The sequence below is a fragment of the Parazoarcus communis SWub3 = DSM 12120 genome, assembly GCF_003226565.1.
Classification (GTDB): Bacteria; Pseudomonadota; Gammaproteobacteria; order Burkholderiales; family Rhodocyclaceae; genus Parazoarcus; species Parazoarcus communis.
This window is the reverse complement of sequence record NZ_QKOE01000006.1, coordinates 81,754-103,653: the sequence shown is the minus strand read 5'-3', so window position 1 is coordinate 103,653 and position 21,900 is coordinate 81,754. Positions and strand designations below refer to the sequence as shown.

General features: G+C 62.6%; 20 protein-coding genes and 1 tRNA gene. 6 read left to right on the top strand and 15 right to left on the bottom strand.

The window, feature by feature from the left end:
• Window positions 1-192: 192 nt before the first annotated feature.
• Both DNK49_RS10585 and DNK49_RS10580 read right to left on the bottom strand, forming a co-directional pair.
• A complete protein-coding gene (locus tag DNK49_RS10585) occupies window positions 193-678 on the bottom strand; it encodes a DUF7931 domain-containing protein (protein ID WP_110524324.1) in 486 nt (161 codons plus the stop codon).
• A gap of 9 nt (window positions 679-687) precedes the next feature.
• The gene (locus DNK49_RS10580) at window positions 688-1,818 is read right to left on the bottom strand and encodes a cupin domain-containing protein (protein ID WP_110524588.1); all 1,131 of its coding nucleotides are present in this window, start codon (window positions 1,816-1,818) and stop codon (window positions 688-690) included.
• Between the two features lie 174 nt (window positions 1,819-1,992).
• Between DNK49_RS10580 and rlmD the strand changes: the two genes are divergently transcribed.
• Entirely contained in the window at window positions 1,993-3,294 is a 1,302-nt protein-coding gene (rlmD, locus tag DNK49_RS10575; protein WP_110524323.1) for a 23S rRNA (uracil(1939)-C(5))-methyltransferase RlmD, read from the top strand.
• 98 nt (window positions 3,295-3,392) lie between these two features.
• Window positions 3,393-3,480: transfer RNA gene (locus DNK49_RS10570), tRNA-Ser, on the top strand.
• 1,099 nt (window positions 3,481-4,579) lie between these two features.
• Here the strand turns inward: DNK49_RS10570 and DNK49_RS10560 are convergent.
• A complete protein-coding gene (locus DNK49_RS10560) occupies window positions 4,580-5,146 on the bottom strand; it encodes a lipocalin family protein (protein WP_341538205.1) in 567 nt (188 codons plus the stop codon).
• 604 nt (window positions 5,147-5,750) lie between these two features.
• Between DNK49_RS10560 and DNK49_RS10550 the strand changes: the two genes are divergently transcribed.
• Entirely contained in the window at window positions 5,751-6,734 is a 984-nt protein-coding gene (locus tag DNK49_RS10550; protein ID WP_110524321.1) for a DUF808 domain-containing protein, read from the top strand.
• Window positions 6,735-6,773: 39 nt separating this feature from the next.
• Here the strand turns inward: DNK49_RS10550 and DNK49_RS24605 are convergent, their stop codons facing one another.
• The 7 genes from DNK49_RS24605 to DNK49_RS10510 all read right to left on the bottom strand — a co-directional run bounded on the left by DNK49_RS24605 (window position 6,774) and on the right by DNK49_RS10510 (window position 13,677).
• Window positions 6,774-6,941, bottom strand: coding sequence for a hypothetical protein (locus tag DNK49_RS24605; protein ID WP_243632312.1), 168 nt, complete (start codon window positions 6,939-6,941; stop codon window positions 6,774-6,776).
• Window positions 6,942-7,410: 469 nt separating this feature from the next.
• A complete protein-coding gene (locus DNK49_RS10540; RefSeq protein ID WP_110524320.1) occupies window positions 7,411-9,924 on the bottom strand; it encodes an ABC transporter permease in 2,514 nt (837 codons plus the stop codon).
• On the bottom strand, window positions 9,908-10,606 hold the full coding sequence (locus tag DNK49_RS10535) for an ABC transporter ATP-binding protein (RefSeq protein WP_110524319.1): 699 nt from the start codon (window positions 10,604-10,606) through the stop codon (window positions 9,908-9,910). Before DNK49_RS10535 ends, DNK49_RS10540 begins: the two co-directional genes overlap by 17 nt.
• Before the next feature lie 354 nt (window positions 10,607-10,960).
• On the bottom strand, window positions 10,961-12,328 hold the full coding sequence (locus DNK49_RS10525; protein WP_110524317.1) for a sensor histidine kinase: 1,368 nt from the start codon (window positions 12,326-12,328) through the stop codon (window positions 10,961-10,963).
• Window positions 12,325-12,987 carry a response regulator transcription factor gene (locus DNK49_RS10520; protein ID WP_110524316.1) on the bottom strand — a complete coding sequence of 221 codons (663 nt, stop codon included), beginning with the start codon at window positions 12,985-12,987 and terminating at the stop codon, window positions 12,325-12,327. Before DNK49_RS10520 ends, DNK49_RS10525 begins: the two co-directional genes overlap by 4 nt.
• The gene (locus DNK49_RS10515) at window positions 12,987-13,322 is read right to left on the bottom strand and encodes a PepSY domain-containing protein (protein ID WP_110524315.1); all 336 of its coding nucleotides are present in this window, start codon (window positions 13,320-13,322) and stop codon (window positions 12,987-12,989) included. The genes DNK49_RS10520 and DNK49_RS10515 overlap by 1 nt, the downstream gene beginning before the upstream one ends.
• A gap of 4 nt (window positions 13,323-13,326) precedes the next feature.
• Window positions 13,327-13,677, bottom strand: a complete 351-nt coding sequence (locus DNK49_RS10510; protein WP_243632311.1) for a hypothetical protein — start codon at window positions 13,675-13,677, stop codon at window positions 13,327-13,329.
• Between the two features lie 161 nt (window positions 13,678-13,838).
• Between DNK49_RS10510 and DNK49_RS10505 the strand changes: the two genes are divergently transcribed.
• The 3 genes from DNK49_RS10505 to DNK49_RS10495 are packed head-to-tail and all read left to right on the top strand — an operon-like array spanning window position 13,839 to window position 16,124.
• The gene (locus DNK49_RS10505; protein WP_110524313.1) at window positions 13,839-14,252 is read left to right on the top strand and encodes a DUF1924 domain-containing protein; all 414 of its coding nucleotides are present in this window, start codon (window positions 13,839-13,841) and stop codon (window positions 14,250-14,252) included.
• A 21-nt stretch (window positions 14,253-14,273) separates the two neighbouring features.
• A complete protein-coding gene (locus DNK49_RS10500) occupies window positions 14,274-14,765 on the top strand; it encodes a diheme cytochrome c (RefSeq protein WP_110524312.1) in 492 nt (163 codons plus the stop codon).
• 24 nt (window positions 14,766-14,789) lie between these two features.
• Window positions 14,790-16,124, top strand: a complete 1,335-nt coding sequence (locus DNK49_RS10495; protein WP_243632310.1) for a ferredoxin reductase family protein — start codon at window positions 14,790-14,792, stop codon at window positions 16,122-16,124.
• A gap of 55 nt (window positions 16,125-16,179) precedes the next feature.
• Here DNK49_RS10495 and DNK49_RS10490 read toward each other — a convergent pair whose 3' ends face one another.
• The 5 genes from DNK49_RS10490 to DNK49_RS10470 all read right to left on the bottom strand — a co-directional run bounded on the left by DNK49_RS10490 (window position 16,180) and on the right by DNK49_RS10470 (window position 21,846).
• A complete protein-coding gene (locus tag DNK49_RS10490) occupies window positions 16,180-17,196 on the bottom strand; it encodes a class I SAM-dependent rRNA methyltransferase (protein WP_110524311.1) in 1,017 nt (338 codons plus the stop codon).
• A gap of 163 nt (window positions 17,197-17,359) precedes the next feature.
• A complete protein-coding gene (locus tag DNK49_RS10485; protein ID WP_110524310.1) occupies window positions 17,360-18,367 on the bottom strand; it encodes a DUF533 domain-containing protein in 1,008 nt (335 codons plus the stop codon).
• 89 nt (window positions 18,368-18,456) lie between these two features.
• Window positions 18,457-20,409 (bottom strand): sulfatase-like hydrolase/transferase, encoded by a 1,953-nt coding sequence (locus tag DNK49_RS10480; protein WP_243632309.1) that lies wholly within the window; start codon window positions 20,407-20,409, stop codon window positions 18,457-18,459.
• A 76-nt stretch (window positions 20,410-20,485) separates the two neighbouring features.
• Window positions 20,486-21,163 (bottom strand): lipopolysaccharide kinase InaA family protein, encoded by a 678-nt coding sequence (locus DNK49_RS10475; RefSeq protein ID WP_110524309.1) that lies wholly within the window; start codon window positions 21,161-21,163, stop codon window positions 20,486-20,488.
• On the bottom strand, window positions 21,160-21,846 hold the full coding sequence (locus DNK49_RS10470; RefSeq protein WP_110524308.1) for a class I SAM-dependent methyltransferase: 687 nt from the start codon (window positions 21,844-21,846) through the stop codon (window positions 21,160-21,162). Before DNK49_RS10470 ends, DNK49_RS10475 begins: the two co-directional genes overlap by 4 nt.
• Window positions 21,847-21,900: the final 54 nt, after the last annotated feature.

Sequence of the window (21,900 nt, the reverse complement as noted above, 5' to 3'; positions counted from 1 at the left end):
TGGTGCATGGCAAAAACTGCTCACAATTCGGATGGAGGCTTCAGCCGGGGCGCTCCGAGTGCGGGATAGGCGCAAACGCCAGCTGACGTCACGCTGCCGAATGGGTATTCGAAGTCGATGAAGCAAGCGCTTGGCGCATGGTTGAGCGGCTGGATGCGTTACGCGCTCGGTGGCAGCATGTGGGCGCGTCGTTCAGAGTCCCAGTGGTGCTCCCGTCGGGCCGGGCATTGCGCCTGGCCAGAGTGTCTCGAATTGTGCTTCGCACACTGCGCCTGCCTGTCCGCCGGGGGCCAGACGCTTGCCGCGCGGGCGCTCGTGATGAAAGCGGATCAGCAACTGTGAGTCGGCGATGCAGAATGAGGTGTCGGGGGGGGTCTGGCCTTCGGCAACACATTTGATGTCGATCCGGTGGCCGAAGCGGGAGAGCAGAGTCATGAGTCGTGGACTATGGTGTGCCAACCGGTCACCGTCGCGCAGCAGGACCCGGATGGCGTCCGGGCGGGCAGCGCGCTGCAGGAAGGCTGTCAGGCAGTCGATGCCTTGCGGGCTTTCCAGCCCGGATTCGGCAAGGTCGGTATCCAGAATCAGCAACCTTGATTGCGCGGCGTCGATCAGTTCCAGCACGGCGGCTTGCCAGTCCGCCCGGCTGTCGATCGCGCGCTCCATACTGTCTTCCATTTCGTCTGCTCACTCCTGCAGGTGGATGAAGCCATCCTCGTACCACTGATAGAACTGCTCAACCAAGGCTGGCGACAGGACGGCGTTTGCATCCAGGCGGCGTTGATGTGCCAATGCTGACAGGGTTGGGATGTCTGCCTCGTCGGGGCAGAGAGGCTCGCCATTAAGATGAAAGCCCGCTTCAGACCAGAGGAGCAAGGTGCGTGCATCCAGCGTACAGCCCTTGTTGCCCAGTGCGCGGGTAAAAGCCTTCTGCGTCAGCGGCGCTTCAGGTGACTCAAAAAAGACATGCGCCTTGGGCTCGGTCAGGTAGGTGCCAAGAAAATCGGCGATGTCACGCCGGGTCCAGCGGATGCCGGCCAGCATGCGTTCGACCTGGTCGATCATCGCGGGGCCGATCTCCGCCGAGTTGTCCTGCAGCGCGAGCTCAGGGTCGGCGTACATGCCCTCGAGCTGGATGCGCTCCTGCAACCATTCCAGAAAGCTGACACCAAGCTCCTGGGCGGTGGGCGAACGGAAGCCGATGGAATATGTTGTACATTCGCCGATCGCGATGCCGTTGTGCGCCCAGTGAGGGGGCAGGTACAGCATGTCACCCGGCTCCAGCACCCAATCATGGGTCGGGGTAAAGTGCTTCAGAATGCGCAACGGGGCATCCTCGACCAGGCTGCGGTCGGTCTGGTCGGCGATCTGCCAGCGGCGCTGGCCGATGCCCTGCAGCAGGAATACATCGTAGTTGTCGAAATGCGGCCCAACGCCGCCACCATCGACCGCATAGCTGACCATCAGGTCGTCCAGGCGCGCTTGCGGGATGAAGTCAAACTGATGCAGCAGGGCGTCGCCTGCCGGCACCCACAGGTTCAGCCCCTGCACCAGCACCGTCCAAGGCTGGCGTTTGCCGCGCAGCCGGCCGCGCGTCTGCGGGCCGCGTTCCAGCGTCCAGCTGCTGCCGGGCGTGTCGGCCTGGTAGCGTATGTGGCGTGACTCCACATCCGGATCGCAGGCAAGGTCGAACAGCTCGTCACGCGACACCACACCGGTAAAGCCCGGTACAGCCTGGCGGACAAGCAGGGGTTTTTTCTGCCAGTACTCTTCGAGAAACTGGCGGGGGCTCATGCCCCCAAGCAGGGTCGTCATCATGAGGCGCATTATAGATGGGCTGAGCACGGGCGCAGCAGTGCTTGTCGCGTCGTCATCCTGGTTGCGATGGAGGCGCATCGAACGGTGTCAAGTTTGCGGGTACGACCGGTGGCAGGGCAGAACCGCACGGCCTTTCGGTTAGAATCGCGGCTCTTTTAGCCCCGCTTCCGTATCATGCCCATCGCAGTCATCGAGTCGCTTGACCATGAAGGTCGCGGCGTCGCCCGGGTCGACGGCAAGGCCGTCTTCATCGAAGGCGGTTTGCCGGGCGAGACCGTCGAATACACCGTCTATCGCCAGCGGCCCACCTATGAGCAGGCAGAGGCAGTGCGTGTCCTGCGACCGAGCGCACAGCGAGTCAACCCGCGGTGTTCGTCGTTCGGGACCTGTGGCGGCTGTTCCATGCAGCATCTCGATGCCGATGCTCAGGCGGCGGCCAAGCAGCGCGTGCTGGAAGAGGCGCTCAAGCGCGTCGGTAAGGTCCGGCCCGAGATGATCTACCCCGCGATCCACGGCCCGGCATGGGGTTATCGCTATCGTGCGCGCATCGGCGTGCGCATGGTGCCGAGCAAAGGGGGCGTATTGATCGGCTTTCACGAGCGGCGCTCGAGTTATATTGCAGACATCCAGTCCTGCTCAGTGTTGCCACCGCATGTCTCCGCCATGCTGCCACGCCTGCACGAGCTGATCGGTGCCCTGTCGATCCCCGATCGCCTGCCGCAGATCGAGATTGCGGTCAGCGAGCACACCACGGTGCTGGTGTTCCGCAACCTGTTGGCCTTCAGCAAGGCCGATGCTGCCCTGCTGGAGAGCTTTGCCGAAGCCGAGTCGGTACAGGTATGGCAGCAACAAGGTGGGCCGGAGACTGCGCGCCTGATGTTTCCGCGCAAGGCCCCGGGCCTGGCATACACGCTGCCCGAGTTCGGCGTCAGCCTCGACTTCCTGCCGACCGATTTCACCCAGGTCAACGTACACATCAACCGCTTGTTGATCCGGCGTTCGATGCAATTGCTCGATCCACAACCGGGTGAGCGCATCGCAGACCTGTTCTGCGGTCTGGGCAACTTCAGCTTGCCGATTGCCCGCCGCGGCGCCCAGGTGATTGGTGTCGAAGGTAGCGACACGCTGGTCGCCCGCGCGCTCGACAACGCCCGTCGTAACGGGTTGGCGCAGCTGACTGCGTTTCACGCTGCCAATCTGTTCGACACTACGGAAGACAGCCTGGCCGCGCTCGGCCCTCTGGACAAGTTGCTGATCGACCCGCCGCGTGAGGGCGCCATCGCGGTGGTCAAGGCCATCAGCGAGCAACAGCGCCCGCGGCGCATTGTTTACGTGTCCTGCAATCCAGCGACACTGGCGCGGGACGCAGCCGTGCTGGTTCACGACAAAGGCTACGTGCTGCGCGGCGCCGGCATCGCCAACATGTTCCCGCAGACCTCGCATGTCGAATCCATTGCGCTGTTCGAGCAAGCGTGAAGCAAGCATGCTGAGAAGACAGCACATCCGGTGATATACTGCGCGCCTTCCGTAACGTGACCAAGAGGGTTTGCGTTGCGGCAGTCGTGGTAAGTGCAGGAGGTGTGGCAGAGTGGTCGATTGCACCGGTCTTGAAAACCGGCAACGGGCAACCGTTCGTGAGTTCGAATCTCACCGCCTCCGCCAATGGCTACTAGGTGGCTGATGTCGTAAGAAGAACCGGCCAAAGGCCGGTTTTTTTGTGCGTGGGTTCTTCTGATTACCGCTCTTTTCTGCGGGCTGAGTCTGGTATCGTCAGGTGATTCTGAAAATCTTTGAGTACCAGTAACAGGTTGAACGGGGATCAGGATTTCGGTCGGGACGCGCGCAACGACTTCTAGTCGAATGACGGCTTTGCCTTCTGCCCGGATGCCCATGCAGGCTTGTTCGAGGTAGGGGCACGCGTTGACGACGTGCTCTTTCTGGTGCCGGCGCAGGTATGCTTTCCGACGTTCGCCCAGTTGCTGTGTGGGCTAATTGGTGCGCAGGTACAGTTCCCTTGCTTCCATGTTCAACCGTCTCCCGGCCTCCAAGACGCTGATCTGCGTCGACAGCAAAAGAAATTCTCGAAGTCTGCTTTGAGTTTCATTCCCGTCCAACTCGCGCTGAGCGGCTCGGGGTTGGGGGTGGGGAAGTTTGGGCACAAGCTGCTGTTCGGGTTGAGGACACACCCCGTCGGACAAAACCCCGGTCAGGGGCTGCGTCAAGCTTGCTCTGCTCTGAACTGCGGTTTTCAGACTGGCTTCCAGGGTTGGCGTTAGTTCGGACCGTTTAAGGCTCTCTATCAAAGCTAAATGGCAACTCGGGATGATTGTGAAATCCGGCTCCATCATCTCCTGCCCTCTGCAACCTGAACGGCATACGGGATTCACCTCGATGTGCTTCGTTTCCAACGATGACCTCCTTGCTAACGAGGGGGGGTAGTTCCTCGTGTCGCCAGGGGGAAATTTACGGTGTCGCCTGACACACGTCCTTGAACGCCAGGCTTGTCGTCTTGATTCCTTCGTGGCTTCCTGGCCCGTAACGGGCCTGATCGCGCAGCGGTCGATGTAATAGAGGGTGCGGGCCAATACCCCTCCGGGGCCGCGCAATGGGGCTTGATCGTGTCTCGGGGCGTGCACCAAGAGGCGTCAGTAGAATTCGCCTCGATGCTGCCCGCGCAAAGTGCATGTTGGGCGTTCTGGCCGTCCGGTCAAGCTTTGACGGGCACGTGGCCAGCGATCGTAGGGAGGCAGCGCACGGTCCATCAGTCCTGCTTCGTGACTTCCAGCTTTTTCAGGTCAAATCCTTTCTGCCGTAACCTGGTCAAGAGTGTGTTGTAGCTGACGGGATCGACTTCGGGTGTCCGGGAGAGAATCCAGAGGTAGTCCCGGTCGGGTTCGCTCACTGCGACCAACTGGTAGTCGTCATCGAGTTCAACGACCCAGTAGTCACCCCACACGAATGGCAGGAACGACAGCCATGCGGGGGCGAATCGGACCTCCAGCTTGGGTGAGGTACTGGCGCCGATCTGTCTGGCTTCCCCAATCGCTTCACTCAGCGTGCTCTCCGTGGTCTGACAGCGGTTGACGACCCTCACACGTCCATCGTTCATCAGGCTGTAGTCCGCCTTGACGTTTCCGGAGCATTTCTTTTGAAACCAGTTGGGATACTTTGCGATTTCGTACCAGGTGCCCATGTAGCGGGCGACATCCAGGGCAGGAATCGTTTCCAAGGGGCGAGTCGAGGCGTCGCGCTGCGCGGTGCTGTCGCTGGCGAAGGCGGTCAGGGCGCTGATGCAGAACAGGGTTGCAAGCAGATTATTCCGTATCACTGGGTTTCTCGATAGAAGCGTGATCGTGCTGGGGCAGCAAGGTACGGCGTATTGTCGTCAATAATCGAGAACGTGAGTAGTCTGGAACAGAATGGGATCAACGTCGGAGATCACGTGGAGCTTGAGGTTCTTGGCAAGCGGGTAAGCGCCAGGATTGCGGCTGGACCTCGATACAAGCTTACTGACTTGCTGGCCGGAGTGCCGGATGGGCTGCCCCATTTAGAGGGGTGGGAGGAGATGCGGTGCGTCGGGTTGGAAAGAAATAGAATTGTCGTTCAGCAGGCAGGGGGGCGGAAATGTCTTTCTTGGCAGGCGGCTTGGACGGTTCGAACTCAGGCCGGCCCCGTCGGTATCGACGGGGTTTGGTTTGGCCGCGACAAGGCAGGGGCCGGCTTCGATGAGCGTAAGGTAGTGGTAGAAAGTCGGTTTTCCTGAATATTCATGAAGTGCTAAAAAGGTGCTGGAGCAATCGCCGGTGCCGGTGCTGCTCGTGCCATGATCTGGTCGTGGCAGTGGTGCTTGCCAGCGAGTGTGAGTGTCGCCGGCTGCATCGCTTTATGGCGCACGCAGTGGTGTGCGGTCTTTGTTCTTCCGGAGAATTGTGATGGCGGGTGCTAGTCTGCTGACCTTGCTCGACGATATTGCCACCGTTCTTGACGATGTGGCGCTGATGACCAAGGTGGCTGCCAAGAAAAGTGCTGCGGTGGCCGATGACGTCGCCGCCATGACCAAGCTGGCAACAAAAAAGACGGCCGGTGTCCTCGGCGACGATCTGGCACTGAATGCCCAGCAGGTCACTGGTGTGCAGGCAGACCGCGAATTGCCGGTGGTGTGGGCGGTGGCCAAGGGCTCCTTGATAAACAAGATGATTCTGGTGCCTGCCGCGCTGGCCATCAGCTTCTTCCTGCCCTGGCTGATTACGCCGCTATTGATGTTGGGCGGTGCCTTTCTGTGTTACGAAGGCGTGGAGAAGCTGGCCCACAAATTTCTGCACAGTGCCAGTGACGATGCTGCCGTCCACGCGGCGCATACCACGGCGAATGCCGATGCGACGCGTGACATGGTGACGTTCGAGCAGGACAAGATCAAGGGCGCGATCCGTACCGATTTCATCCTGTCGGCGGAAATCATCGTCATCGCTCTGGGAACGGTCGCCAGCGCGCCCTTACTGCAGCAGGTCGCCGTGCTGGTGGGTATTGCCTTGCTGATGACCGTGGGGGTGTATGGTCTGGTTGCCGGTATCGTCAAGCTCGATGATCTAGGCCTGTGGCTCAACGGTAAGCGCAGTGCAGTGGCGCAGGCCTGCGGGCGAGGTCTGCTGGTGGCCACACCGTGGCTGATGCGCTTTCTCTCGGTGGCCGGTACTGCAGCCATGTTCTTGGTTGGTGGTGGCATTCTGGTGCATGGGGTGCCGTTCCTGCATCACGCCGTTGAAGCTGTCGGGGCTGCGGCAGCAGTGGGTTCCTTTGCCGGACTGTGGTCGGCGGTGACCACCAATGGTCTCAACGGGCTGGCGGGCATTGTCACCGGCGCAGTGCTGCTGGCGGTAGTGACGCCGCTGCTCAAATGGCGTGCCGGTAAGGCGTGACGAGTTGTTCTTCGTATTGCTGTGGCATGTGGGGGAGGGCTAGGCAGACTGCTCGCCTGTGCAGTGCTGCTTCCACTCCGCCACACCCAATGCCATCCTGTCGCCGACCAGGTAGAAGTCACCGACGGGAACGATGTTGATGAGCGGCCCGGTGTGGATGCCGGCAAGGATGCACGGTACGTAGATGCCGCCTGCGAAACAGAGCATACGAGGGTAAACAGACCGCCTGCCAGATTCAGCCAACCGGATGGCGCTTGACGTGACCAGAGGGCGACGCCGAACAGGGCCAGGGGGTAAGGTAGAAGGCGCAGGTTGGCAGCGCGGGCGCATTCGGCGGCCACCGTCGGTTGCTCGGCAGGAATGAAACTTATCAGACCATGCGTACCCCAAGCGGCGAGAGCAACACCGATGGCGCCGAACAGACTGACCGGTTTGATCCAGGTACGGAACAGGGCATGTCCGAAATTTTGTGTAAAGCAGCCATTGATCAACATGCTGCCGATAGTTAGCTTTGGCCGAGCAGCCGCCATACGCTGCAGGCACCAAGTAGTATCTTGGTGCTTCTGAGGTGCTCCGCATGGTTTGGCAATGCCGTCGGCCAGTGGTCCAGTAAAGGCCCGCCAGTCTTGGTGATCAGGCCTTGAGTCGGTGTTTGATGCGTCGGCAGGTTCCCCCGTCAGGTGTCGAAGCCCCTTAGCAGTTGTGCCGGAGACACGCGCAACTGGCGGATCAGATGCCGGGCCCCGAGGCTCAGGGCAGTAGTACTCACCATGATCGCCACCAGGCCGCCACTCCACCAGGCGTGACCAAGATCCAGCTCGAGGCGGTACTGCAGCAGCAGGCTTGCCAGGGCACTGCCGATAGTGGCTGCGAACACGGCTGTGACCCCTGCCAGAAGCAGGTGCTCGATATACAAGGCGCGTTGGATTGCAGCAACGCGCGCCCCTAGCGTATGCAGGACGGTGGCCAGATAGATTTGCCGTACCCGACTCGCTGCAATGACGCTGACCAGCACCAACAGACTGGCCAGCAGCGTGATGGCGCCTACTGCCGTCAGTGCGGCTGCCGCACGGGTCAGGATGGCCCGTGCCTCGTCAAGAATTGTGGAGGTTCGCACGGTCACCACGTTGGGCTGGACGGCGGCAATCCGGTTTTGTGTGGTGGCGGCGTCGGAGCCATCCATATAGGCCATGCCGACGTAGCGACTGATGAAGGGGTCGAGCACGCCGTCCGAGAAAATCGCCTCAAGCCACAGACGGGACTGGAGGCGTTTCTGTGCATAGATTGCTGCCAATTCGGCGGTGACGCTGTGGCCCAGTATTTCGAACGTCAGCGTATCTCCAATCTGCAGCCCCAACTGGTCTGCCTCACGATCCTCCATCGCGACCCGCGCAGGTCCCTGATAGTCTGCTGGCCACCACGTGCCACGCGTCACGACGACCTGGTCAAAGTTGTTCTGCAGGGTGCTCATCTTGTGCTCGTCACGCGCTTCGATCTGGCGCTCGAGATCGGCACTGTCACGAAGCGATTCGTTGCCGACTTCGACGAGCCTGCCGAGCACCAGCGGCGCGAGATCCAGCTGGGTGAGACTGGGTGCCCCCCCGACCACCGCCTCGAAGTCTGCTTTCTGTGTGGCGCCGATGTCGTAAAAAACCAGTGCCGGGGCACGCTGGGGTACGGTTTCCTCAATGGTCAGCAGCAGTGTGTGGACGACCAGGGTCGAGGCAACCAGCAAGGTGAGCGCTGAACCGAGCGACAGCAGGGTGGGGCGCAGTGCGGAGTCGGGGCGATAGAGGCCCGACAAGGCGATACGCAACGCAAACTGGCCGGCGATGCGGGGGTGTTCGGCGACACGGCGGGCGATTGTGCGTAAGGTGCGTACCAGCACTTCCAGGCTGCCCATGACCAGTAGCAGCGCCAGGATGAAAGCCAGCCCGAAGACCCGGTCCGGCATCACTGCCAGCAACAGGGCCGCGACGATGAGCGCACAGAAGAAGGTCACCCAGCGGGCCTTGGCGGGCACATGGGTCGCCGCACCCATCGCGCCCCGGAACAGCGTGGCCGGATTGACCGTCAGCGCGCGCCCGAGTGCGGGCAGGGCAAACAGCAGCGCGATGGCGACGCCACAGACCCAAGCCAGCGCGAGTGGCGCGACCAGCAGTGCCCCGTCGGAGGCGACGGGCAGCCGGTCACTGACCAATGCGGTCCCGACCAGCGCAAATCCGCCGCCCAGTACGGCGCCTGCCAGCGACGAAGCGCCCGCCAGGATCAAGATCTGCAGTAGATAGACGCTTGCGAGCCGGCCATCGCGCAGTCCGATGGCACGCAGGGTGGCCAGCGTACCGAGTTTGCCTTGCAGATAGGCCTGAACACTGTTGAACACGCCCATGCCACCAATGAAGAGCGCGCTGAAGCCGATCAGCAGCACACCCGAGCCAATCTGCCCCAAAACCTCACCCAGTCGCGCATTGCGCTCAATGAAGGTACGCAGTTCGGCCTCGTGGTCTGGATACGCTGCCATGAACGCCTCACGCCATGCCTGAGGTTCGAGGTCGGTGCGCACACGATATCGATACACCGGCCGGCTACCCGGTTGCAGCAGGGCGGTCTCGCTCAGCGCCGCGGCAGAAATGAGCACCGGCGGCCCACTCCAGTCGGCACGCAGACTACGGTCTGGCTGGCGCACGGTGAGGGCGCGCACGTCGAGTTCGATCTCGCCCAGTGTGATCCGGTCACCGACCGTCAGGCTCAGGCGCTCGGACAACACCGGATCCAGCACGATACCGTGCCGACCATTGAGGACCGAGGTGGCCTGGGCGAGCGGCTGCGGAGGATCGAGCGTCAGCGTACCGTAGAGTGGATAGCGCTCGTCGACGCTCTGGAGCTCGACCAGATGGGTGTCACCAGCGGCGGTCATCAACATCGTGCGAAACTCGATCAGTCTCGAGACCGTGCCGTTGGCCGCGATCCAGGCTTGCACCTCATCGGTCAGTGGTGCCCGCGTGCGAACTTCCAGGTCGCCTCCGAACAGCGTACGTGTATCGGCCAGCAGGCTGGCGCTGACCTGGCGGTACAGGCCACCGCTTGCCGCAATCAGGGCTACCCCCAGCATCAGACAGACGCAGAACACCCAGAGTGTTCGTCCGCTGCCACGCAGATCCCGCCAGGCAAGCCTAAGCAGGCTGCGCATGCGTATCGTCCGATTCAAACTGCATTTCGGTGAGCGCTCCACCGGAAAGGCGCAAGACCCGGTCACAACGTCGAGCAAAAGCCATGTCGTGCGTCACCAGAATGAGCGTGGTACCGGTCTGGGCGTTCAGGTCCAGAAGCAGTTCGCCAATGGCTGCACCGGTGCGATCGTCCAGGTTGCCCGTGGGCTCATCGGCCAGCACCAGCTTGGGCTCGTGCACCAGTGCGCGGGCAATCGCCACGCGTTGTTGCTCACCGCCGGACAACTGCCCTGGATAATGATCCAGCCGGGCGCCGAGTCCCACCTTGTCGAGCAGCACCCGTGCCCGCGCACGCGCATCACGGCATCCGGCGATCTCCAGCGGAAGTGCGGCATTGTCGAGTGCGGTCAGGCTGGGCACCAGGTGGAACGACTGGAAGACAATACCCATGCAGTCACGGCGCAGATCTGCAAGCTGGTCGCGATCGAGTTCGCCAAGTGATCGATCGTCGAAGCGTACGGAACCCGCGGCCGGCCGTTCGAGCCCCGCCAGCAGTAACAGCAGCGAGGTCTTGCCGGTCCCGGATGGGCCGGCAATCGCCACCCGTTCGCCGGCCGTGATCTCCAGGTTGACCTCGTGCAGGATATCAATACGGCTCTCACCCAGCATGTAGTGCATGCTGAGTTGATTCAAACGGATCATGGCTGAACGTGTGTCGTGGCGGAGTGGAGAAGACTGCTGGATCCGGTTGAAGTTCTGATTGTCCGGGGTGAGCGATCACGGATACGGTAATAGATTTCTATGCAGGCCCCACGTTGTGTGGGCTCGGCGCTGGATGTCTCGGTCCGGCCAGTGGCGGCCGGGTCGGTTCCTATCTGCAAATTCCGTACAGGCTCCGGCGCCACCCTCATCGCCGATGATCTGTTCATCAACTGTGACGACCGTCGCACGGCTGCTGGCCTGAATGTGCTGGGGCGGCAGTGCTCCACACCCCCCATCCTATTGTCCCAGCGCTGGAGAAGCATCACTTCGTCTCTGCCCATGGGGCCAAACAGATCAGTGTTGTCTGGGTAAGGTCAGGCGGACGTGCAGCCCACCGCTTGGTGCACTTTGGAGTTCGAGGCGGCCTTGGTACAGCCCGGCGAGTTCGTCAACAATGGCGAGTCCGAGGCCGGAGCCGGTGATTCTCTCGTCGCCGCGCTGACCTCGCTGCAGCAGAAGGTCGCGCTGACCGGCCGGAATGCCGGGGCCGTCGTCGGCGATGTCCAGGAACACATGCTCCGCGTCTGCGCAAATCGCGACACGTATTTCGGCTCTGGCCCATTTACCGGCATTGTCGAGCAGATTGCCGAGCATTTCCTGAAGATCCTGGGCTTCCCCCCGGAAAAGCAGTTCACGGTCTTCGTCGCTGGGTGCAAAACCGAAGCGACGTTCGGGGTGGATACGTTGCATGACGCGGATCAGCCCTTCGACCACCGGGGCAACCTGACAGCGTAGCCCCTTATCCTGGGCAGCGGCGGCGACTCGGGCCAGCGCCAGGTGACGGTCTATCTGCTGGCGGGCGCTGACGACCTGGGTACGCACCAGTTCGGCGAACGGGCCTTGCTCTTCGGCGGCTGCGTTGGCCATGACCGCCAGCGGAGTCTTGACCGCATGGGCAAGGTTGCCGGCCTGGTGACGGGCACGGGCAACGAAATCCGCCTTGCGAGTCAGGACGGCATTCAATTCGTCGACCACCGGCTGGATTTCACTTGGGTGATCCTGGCCCAGCGTCGCCCGCCGGCCGTCGCGCAGTCGCGATAACTCGTTGCGCAGGCGCTTGAGCGGACGCAGGCCGGCCACAACCTGGAATCCGGCCGCGCTCATCAGGCCGGTTGCAAGCAGGGTCAGTGTGCCGATCAGCAAGGTGCGGAAGCGATCCACGGGCTCGGAAAGCAGGCGTTCATCCACCGCGACGATCAGACGCCAGGCCTGCTCCGGATGTTCTGCTGGCCGCATGGCCTGTTCGAGCATGCGCAATGCTTCCCCGTCCGGGCCGGTGACGCGATGGGTGTGGCGCTCGCCATCGGCCAGCCTGTCGCCGGGTACTTTTAGTTGGGCATCCCATAGAGAACGGGAACGCAGGATGATCACGCCACGGCTGTCGGAAGTCATGCGCTCGACTTGCCAGTAGAGGCCCGAGTAGGGGCGCTCAAGGCGGGGGTCGCTGAGTGGTCGGGCAAGTACGGGATTGCCGCCGGTATCGGTTTCGAGGTTGGCGGCCAGTTGGGCAAGATGCATGCTCAACTCGTTGTCGAACTGATGTGACAGGTGTTGTTCGAACATGCTTTGCAACATCCAGCCGGCAATGCCGACGGTGGCCGCCACCCAGATCAGCGTGCCAGCCAGCAGGCGCAAACGCAGCGATGTGCTGCCTGCCTTCATGAGGGCTGACCCAGGCGATAACCGAATCCGCGCACCGTTTCGATCATCCCGGCTGGCAGTTTCTTGCGTAGCCGGCCAACGAAGACTTCGATGGTGTTGGAGTCGCGGTCACTATCGTGTGGGTAGATGTGCTCGGACAGTTCGCTGCGCGAGACCACCTCGCCGCGTCGCTGCATGAGGTAGGCCAGCACCTTGAATTCGTGGCTGGTCAGCGACAGGCTCTGGCCATCGATAGCCGCTTCTGCCCGCCGGATATCCAGGCGCAAGGCGCCGCAAACCAGTTCATTGGAAGCCTGACCGGCGCTGCGCCGGATGAGCGCGCGCAACCTGGCCAGCAGTTCTTCCATGTGGAAAGGTTTGACCAGGTAATCGTCGGCACCGGCGTCGATACCGGCTACCCGCTCATGCCAGTCGCCGCGCGCGGTCAGGATCAGTACCGGCATGTTGCGCCTGCTCGCCCGCCAGCGGCCCAGAACCGAAAGCCCGTCGAGTTGCGGGAGTCCAAGGTCGAGGATCACCGCATCAAAATCATTTTCCATCCCCAGATGCAGGGCGTCGATGCCGTTGACCGCGATGTCGACGATATAGCCTTCGGACTTCAGCTTGCGGGTGATCTGGAGATTCAGCGTTGGCTCGTCCTCGACCAGCAGGATACGCATCAATTGTCCCTCCCAAGCTGCCTGCCATGCCGCCCCTTGATTTCCAGCACCCGGCCGTCGCGCGCGTCGATGATCAGTTTGTTGATGCCGCCATCGCGGCGCAGCATCTTCACTTCGTAGATCCAGCGCTGGTCTTCCTGCTCCAGTTCGACTTCAAGCACCTGGCCGTGATGTTCGCGTTCGATGCGCTCCAGCACCTGGCGCAGCGACAGGATCTCGCCGGCCTCCAACGCCCGCCGGGCGATCTCGTGATCCTGACGGCTGTCGGCCTGAACCGGCGCAATGCCGATGCAGGCCGACAGCAGGATCACGCGGAGCAGTCGCAACAACATCATCGATCTATTGACGACCGCGGCCGGGACCCATGCCCTGGCCACCGCCATTCGTTCCTGGCCCCATACCGCCACGCGGGCCGGCAGAGGGCCTTTGTTCGGGCGGTGTCGCCGGCAGGGTGACGCCCCGCTCCTGCGCGCGTTGCACCATCTGTTCATGATGTCTGGCGCGTACGGCGGCGCGTTCCTCTTCGGTGCGGGCGGCACGCATGGCGTTGCGGTGCTCGATACGCTCCTGCTCGGTCATCAACTGGCTGCCAAAGATCGGTTCGCCGACGGGGTCGGCCGCAAACGTCCCGCCTGAGCCCAGGAGCAGGCCAGCGGCGACGAGACTGATCAGCAATTTTCTTCGGGACATGATGGACTCCTTCATGAATTGAATGATGTCACAGGCTTGTTCCCTCCCTGGTTTCTGTTTTACGCCGGTTGACCTGAACAGGAGATGAATCCGGGCTTCAGGTTCTGTTCAGGCGTGCGGCGGCATAGTTCGCTTCATCGCTGATCTGGAAACCATCCGCCATGAAACTCCGTCTCGCCCTTTCCTGTATTGCGCTCTCGTCGTACTCACTGCTGACCAGTGCCGGCCCGCTCGAGCAACAACTGGCCGCCTACGCCACTGAAGCCAAAACGGCCAATCCGGCGTTTGCCGGCTTTTCTGCAGCCCGCGGTGAACAGTTGCATATCACCCGCTTTGGCCTGGGAAAGCCGGAGACGCCTGCCTGCACCACCTGTCACGGCAACGATCCCCGAACATCGGGCAAGACGCTGACCGGCAAGCACATCGACCCGGTGGCGCTGTCGGTTTCTCCCGGGCGTTATGCCGATCCGGCCAAGGTCGAGAAGTGGTTCAGGCGCAACTGCAACGAGGTGCTCGGCCGCGAATGCACCCCGCTCGAGAAGGGCGACTGGCTGGCATTTGTCGGCAGTCGCTGAAACTGACCGGAGGAAACGAACATGAAATTCCCGACCCGACCCGTGGTCCTCGGCTTGCTCGCCCTCGGCTTCTCGGCCCTGATCCTTAGCCGGGCCCAGGCCGGCGGCGGTCACTACTATCCGCCGGTCGCCGATTCGGTGGTCAAGGAAGAATGCGGTAGCTGCCACCTGGCTTTCCCCCCATCGATGCTGCCGGCTTCTTCATGGAAACGCATGATGGGCGAGCTCGACAAGCATTTTGGTGACGACGCATCTGTCGATCCCGAAGCCGCCCGCAAGATCACCGCCTACCTCGTGGCCAATGCCGGTGATACCGGCGGTCAGCGCTACGGCGGCAAGTTGCTGCGTGGCGTTGATCCGGCCACTGCGCCGCAGCGCATCACGACCTTGCCCAAATGGGTGCGCGAGCATCGCGAAGTGCAGGATTGGGAATGGCGGCACAAGGATGTCCGCAGCAAGGCCAACTGCACCGCCTGCCACGCTGACGCCGAGCTTGGCTACTACGAGGATTGAACATATTTTCACGGAGTTGGCACCATGACTTACTTGCGCCGGATGTCTTTCTTTGCCGTGGTCGTTGGCGTGCTGGCCCTGGCCTGGGGCTGGAGTGTGCAGCAGATGCCGGCCTCGCTGGCACATCCGCTGTGGATCGCGCGGCAGGAGGCGATGTATCTGAGTGGCCTGATGTCGATCGGCCTGATGTCGCTGGCGATGTATCTGGCGACCCGGCCGCTCTGGCTGGAGGGGGCGTTCGGCGGCATGGACCGCATCTATCGCGCCCACAAGTGGGCGGGCATCCTCGGTGGCAGTTTTGCGATCCTGCACTGGCTGGTCGAGATGTCCGACGACATTCTCAAATCGACCATCGGTCGCGCCGGTCGGGTGCCGAAGGAAGAAGCTGCTGGCCTGCTTGGTAGCATGCGGGGTCTGGCCGAGGACATGGGGGAGTGGGGCTACTACCTTCTACTGGCGCTGCTGGCGATTACCCTGTGGCGGCGCTTTCCGTATCGCCCCTGGCGTTTCCTGCACCGGGCAATGCCGGTGATCTACCTGGTGCTGGCGTTTCATTCCGTTCTTCTGGCGCCGCGTGACTACTGGACGCAGCCGGTGGGTTGGGTGCTCGCTGGGCTGATCGTGGCCGGTGTCCATGGTGCAATGCGGGCCTTGCGCGGCACGATCGGGCAGGCCCGACGGGGGCGCGGCGAAATCCTGGCAGTGGCGCAGCCGGCCCCCGATATCGTCGCGGTTTCCTGCCGTGTGCCGGCTGGTTGGATGGGCCATCAGCCCGGGCAGTTCGCACTGGTGACCTTCGATCCGGCCGAGGGCGCACATCCTTTCACCATCGCCAGCGCAGACCATGGCGACCAGACCATCGAGTTCCGCATCAAGGCGCTTGGCGACCATACCCGGCAACTTCCCGTGCTGCTGCGACCCGGTCAACAAGTCGATATCGAGGGGCCGTATGGGCGCTTCGAACTTGGTCGCATCAATCGTCGGGTGCGCCAATTCTGGGTGGCAGGCGGCATCGGGGTGACACCTTTCCTGGCCTGGCTGAACGCCTTGCAGGGTCATCCGGACGAGACGCCGGAGGCGGACTTGCATTACTGCACAAGGGATCGAGAGAGAGATCCTTTCGTGACCGAACTGAGGCTGTTGTGTGAGCCACTGCCCAAAGTCCGCCTGCATGTGCACGGCGCATTACAGGGTGAGAAACTCGATGCAGCTACCGTGCTTCAGTGTGCGTCAGCGGCGCAAGCGGGCGAGGTGTGGTTCTGTGGTCCTCGTGGATTGGCCCAGACCTTGCAGCAGGGTTTGAAGAATATGGGACGACGACGGATGGGGTTTCATCAGGAGGCGTTCGAGATGCGCTGAATGCAAACCTGAAGATGTCTGATCGCGGCTTCAGTCCCCGGACACCGGCACGGGCTCACACCCTCAGCATCACCATCTTCAGCGGCGGCTTCCCATCCGGGCTGGGGAAGTCCGCCTCAGGTGCAATCCACTCCACGTCCTGCACCGTACGTCCCGCCTTGCTGGCACTGCGCTGCAGTTGTGCGAGCCAGGCTTCACGGTCCACCTGAGCGACGTTGTTGCAGCACACCAGGGTGCCGCCCTCAGCGGTGGCGAGCAGGGCGGGTTTGAACAGGGCGGGGTAGTCGTTGATCAGGTCGACCACGCCGAAGGGGCTGCGGGCGTAGCGTGGCGGATCGAGGAAGACCATGTCGAACTGCTGCGGCGCCAGTTCGGGAAACGGGGGCATGCGTTTGCCGCGCACGACCTTGGGCTGACCGATGCCCGCGTATTGACGCAGGGCGGCGAAGGCGTCGGATTTGATGAAGCGTACCCGGATGGGCAGCGCATTGAGTTTGGCATTGTCCTTGCCGACCGCGAGGCTGGATTCGGCAAAATCGACGTTGACCACGTGGCGGGCACCGGCCGCTGCGGCAGCGATGCCGACGCCGCAGGTGTAGGCGAAAACATTGAGCAAGGATTTGCCGGCGATCTCCTGCATGACCCGGCGGCGGCCGGCGCGCAGGTCGAGGAACAGCCATGGGTCCTGGCCGGCGTGTCGGGCCTGGAACTGGTAGCGCACACCCAGCTCAGAAAACTCGCGTGGGGTTTCTGCAATGATCTGCTGTTCGCTGGTGAGCGGGTTGAGCACGCGTGAGTTCGATTTGCTGCGATCGTTCCAGATCAGTGGCAGGCCGGGCAGGGCCTCGGCGTAGAAGGCTTCGAGCGCGGACAGCTCGTCGGTCTCAAGTGGCCGATGAAAGGTCTGCACCAACAGCAGGTCGCCATAGCGATCCACCGTCAGCCCGGGCAAGCCCTCCACACTGCCGTGAAACAGCCGGTAGGCATCGGTCTGTTCGGCCGCCAGTCGTGCGATCAGGGGGGCTCGGGCTTCGAAGCTGGCACGCAGGGCGTCGGACAGGGGCATGGTCATGTTCGGGTCGTTGTGGCGCGCGGCCGTTGGGCGGCGAGCCGGGGGCAGGGGGCAGGGGGCAGGGGGCGCAAGTATGCACCACTGTGCGTCTGGCTGCGTTGTTCATGTGCCGAGGTGGGCGCCGCCCTGGCGGACCTCGGCGATGGTTGAAGCCGGCGAGGGGTCAGCTGCGTACCATGCCGATGACCTGATTCATGTCCAGCGTGGCGGCTTTCTGCTGGATCTCGGGCAGGTAGCGGCCCTGCATCTCCTTGGCCGGGCCGAGCAGGCCGTTGAAGGTGTCCTTGAGCAGGGCGGTGCTCATCTGGCGGCCGCCAGCGTAGTAACGCCGCGCGAGCTGGCCAAGCGCATAGGTGGTGGCAAACGAGAACGCCATGCTGGTGGCGGAGCGCCCCACGGCCTTGCCCAGACCGCCGCCAATGCTGCCAAGCAGGCCACCCAGCAGTTTGCGTCCGAACTGTTCCAGATACTGCGAGGTCATGCCGACGCCAACCGTGGCGAGCAACTCGCGGATGTGCCCCTGGTCCAGTTCATAGCCCTGGGTCTTGCCGATGCCGTAAACCATCTTGATCTGCAGCGGAATGATGGCCATGGATGCCCAGGACTGCGGCAACAGTTCCAGCGCACCGCACAGGATGGCGTAGTTGAGGATGCTGCGATCCGCGGCCTTGTCGTCCGTGACCGGGGAGGATCCGCTTGCGGGCGCTGCGGGCGCTGCGGGCGCTGCGGGCGGAACCGGGACCGCGAGCGTCGGCGCCGTGTTTGCGGCGGCGGCCGGTGCGGCGATGTCTGTGAGTTCCGCGATCTGGCCCGCCTCGCGTTCGACTGTGGCAGTGTCCTGGCGGGTGAGCCCCAGGGTGGCTGAGAGTGTGTCGAGGAAGCGACGCTCGGGTTCGCTCAGGGTGCCATCAGCGTCGCACACGCAGACGGCCATTTCGTAAGCGAGTTGGCGATGAGCCGCGTCGCTCAGTGCGGCGCTTGCCGAGGCGAGGTCGACGCGCTTGAGCAGCACCTGTTGGTACAGCCCCGGCAGGCTGGACAAGCCGGATTCGCCGCCAAGCGACTCCGCAATCTGGCGCAGGTGTTCGCGCTCGCGTTCGTCGTTGGCGCCGTCGGCGAAGGCCGCGAGCAGGCCAATGGTCAGGATGGCTTGTTGTTGTTGAGGTGTCATGCTGAGTGGCTCCCTGTATGCCGTGTTGAGGTGTTTCGTCTGAGTTCAGCGCAATAGACCCTCACACCGCACCAAAGGTTTGCATTGTTTCAGCACTTCGGATCGCAAGTTGTAACAAGACCGATGGGCGGTGCCTGCTGCGAACGCTTGCGCAGAAAGCGCTGGCTCTCCTCGACAACCGCGTCGATCGTGCCCTGGTAGCGCGCGACCACCGTTCTGGCGTCCTCCCGTCCCAGTGCTTGATCCTGCGCATTGTTGCTCAGGTAGCGGAAATAGTCGGAGCCGGTGAAGGGAAAGGTGATCTTGTAGTGTTCGTCGAAGACGGCCATGTAGTCATAGCCGCCGGTAACGAAATAGGGCATGGGGGTGAACAGGTCGGTGGCCGAACTATAGCTCAGGGGGGGCTGCGTCACCCCGAGCCGGGTCAGCAGGGTGGGAGAAATCTGCAGGTGCGAAGTCCGATGCTGAACGACTTTTGCCGCCTGACCAGGCATCCATAACACCAGGGGGACACGGATCTGCTCCTCGGGAAATACCTTGTCGCGGCCGTGCCCCCAGTGCCCCTTCTCCATGAATTCCTCCCCGTGATCGCCCGTAAACAGCACGATGGTGTTGTCCAGCATGTTGTGCTGTTTCAGATAGTCGAGCAGGCGACCGACTTCGTTGTCGACGTGGTGTGCGGCGTTGATGTAACGGGCATGAATGCGGTCGATATTGGTCTGAAGGTTCATCCGCAGGTAATCGAGTTCGGGTTCGAAGTCCGGCCGGATCACGGCTTCGGGCGGAAAGGTGTAGGGCGCATGGGTGGACTCGAAGAACATGAAGCCGTAGAAGGGGCGTTGCGGATCACGCTGGTCGAGTTTGTCGATCAGGTCGCTGATGTTCTGGCGATCGCGTCGCCAGGGCTCTCCTTGCTGCAGTTCCTGCATGTATTGTTCGGGCACATCGGTGAACACGGTGTGGCGCAGTTCCGGATAGTCGAAGCTCTGGCTGGTATGCAGGGCCAGTTGATAGTCCCTGTCGCGCAGGAAGTTCATCAGCGCGGGGGCCACCCGCTGGCGCTCGAAGCTGTACCAGTAGGGCGCGTACAGGCCGTAGAACATCGAGAACAGGCCCATGCGGGTGCGGTTGCCGCCACTGTAGTGCTGGTCGAAGCGAAGCGCCTGTTGAGAGAAGGCCCACAGATTGGGCGTGATTTCGGGATTCAGCAGATCCCAGCGAAAGGATTCGCCCACCAGCATGATCACGTTCGGATAGTGGTCCAGGGCTTTCGCTTCGAGGTGCCGGCCCGGGTAAGCGATTTCACCGCTGGCAATGCGTCGCTCGGTCAGTGCGGTGCGTTCGATGCCCAGTCGGTTGAAGGTGCCGCTGGCCGTGGTGTTGAAGCGGAAAGGGATGACATCGGAAGCCTGCAGGTAGCCTTCCTGCCCGGTATGGACGCTATAGGCGTGACCGATCTCTCCGACGCACAGGCCAATGATCAGCGTGATGGCAGCGTAGCGCACCGAGCGAGCGGAGACTGCCGATCGTCCGGTGGCGTGGTGAAGGTAGTGCAGCCCCCACAGCGTCAGCGCATTGGCCACGAGGAAGGCCCCCACCTGCAGGGCGACGGTCAGCATGGTCGAATGGGTGGCGCCAAGTGCATCGATGCCGCCACGGGTGCTCACCAGGTTCCATACGAAGCCGTTCAGGTGGTAGTCGTACAGCGTATAGACACGGTAGTCCGCATAGAGCGCAATCAGGACGAGCGAACCGCCCAGATAGGCAAGGGGATACAGGATTCGAGCCTCCGGATACCGAAGGCCGGGGACCAGCGTGTTGATCCGCTGTACCGCCCAGGTCAGCCCGACGGGAATCAGCGTGTAGAGCGCGGCATGGCTTGCCGAGGCGGCAATGAGCAGTAGTTTGAGGATGGCCGAGTCGGTATCGGCAAACCCCCAGAACAGGCTGATCATTGCAAAGACCGCCAGGTAGAGCACGACGAAGTAACTGCGCAGTACCGTTGCGGTCATGGTGTCGGGGCGGTGGTGTTGGGCGGGCATGTGATGTCCTGTGTTCGGTCGGCGGTGTTGACGCGGGTGTCCTGAAGGTGGCTCGCGATGGCGTCGCGTGGCCGTCCTACCGTGGGTCGTGCATTGCGTGATGGTGTGCCTGGGTCAGCACGCGCCAGGCAGCGTCGTCAAAGACTTGCTGGTGACGCTGTAGCTGTGTGAGGTCGCGTCGGGCCGCCGCGCTGCGCGTCAGGCGGCGGCGCATCTTCTCGAGGTCGAGCAGGGCGACGTCGGGTTGGGTGCCGGTCCAGCGCACCATGATGTGCTTGTCGTACAGGCAGCCATGCTGCAGGCGGGCGCGGTGCAGGGCGCCTAATGCCTGGCCGACTGCCTGCGCCAGCATGAGCGCGTTCTCCTGCTCCAGCCGGGTCTGGGCCGACAAGGGTTCGTATCCGTCCAGCGCCCGGGTGACGAGGATGGCTTCGTGCTCGTTACCTGAAACACGGTGGCCCAGAAACAGGACTTCCGGAACGTGCACACCGAGTTTGCGCACGACACGCAGGAAATGGCCTTCACGGCAGGCGGTGGGCCAGCCAAAGGGGTGAGTGAGGCTGTGGCACAGGTGATTGTGCTGGCGCTTGACGTAGCACGTGATGTTGCCGGATCGAGCACGGAACACACCGCTCCATCCCTGGCGCCGGATATTGGGCGGTTCGACCCAGTCTCCGGTCACTGACCACCAGTGCGGGAGGAGGGCGGCGTGCCGTGTGGCATCTAGGGATAGGTAGCCGCTTGCATCGCTCATCGGTCACCCCTGCGCAACACATATACCCGCCACATCGCATAAAGGGGCAGGAAGTCGAAGTGACCCAGGATGGTGAAGCCGGCGCCGGCAAATTCGCTTTCGATCTGATGGGCTGGAATGACGAAGCGGTTCTGTAGTCCGCGGCCCAGATGGCGATCGCGTTCGGCCTCCAGGCGGCGGCGCTTCCAGGCCTTGTAATTGCCATCGACCCACAGCGACAGGATCACGGTGTCGCGGGTGACGCGGTGGAATTCCCGTAACATCGGCATGCGGTGTGCGGACTCTCCAATGTGATGCATCAAGCGCATGCAGAAGATGCTGTCTACCGAACGGTCGGGAAGGTCGATGGCAAAGGCCGAGGTCTGGAAGGTCCTGACTCTGGCGACAATGTCGGACGGTTGGGAGGCGCGAGCCGTGGCCAACATGTCCGCCGAGTTGTCTGCTGCCAGAATCACCCGGTTGGGTTGCTCCGCCAGCAAGGGCCAGAAGCGTCCCGCGCCGCAGGGCAGATCGAGTACCAGCGTCGGCTCCCCTGCCAGCCGCAGGGCCTTGCGTGCCAGCTGCAGATCGCGCTGGTGTGACAGGCGGCGGGCGAGCCCGTCGCGGTGCTTGTCCAAATAGGCCTGGGCGTGCGTCTGGGTGTACTTGTCCGAGAACGGCAGCTGGATCGGGGGTTGCGACACGGTCTGACTCCGAAGGGTTTCGAAGCCTTGAGTCTGAGCCGGTCGGCGTGATCC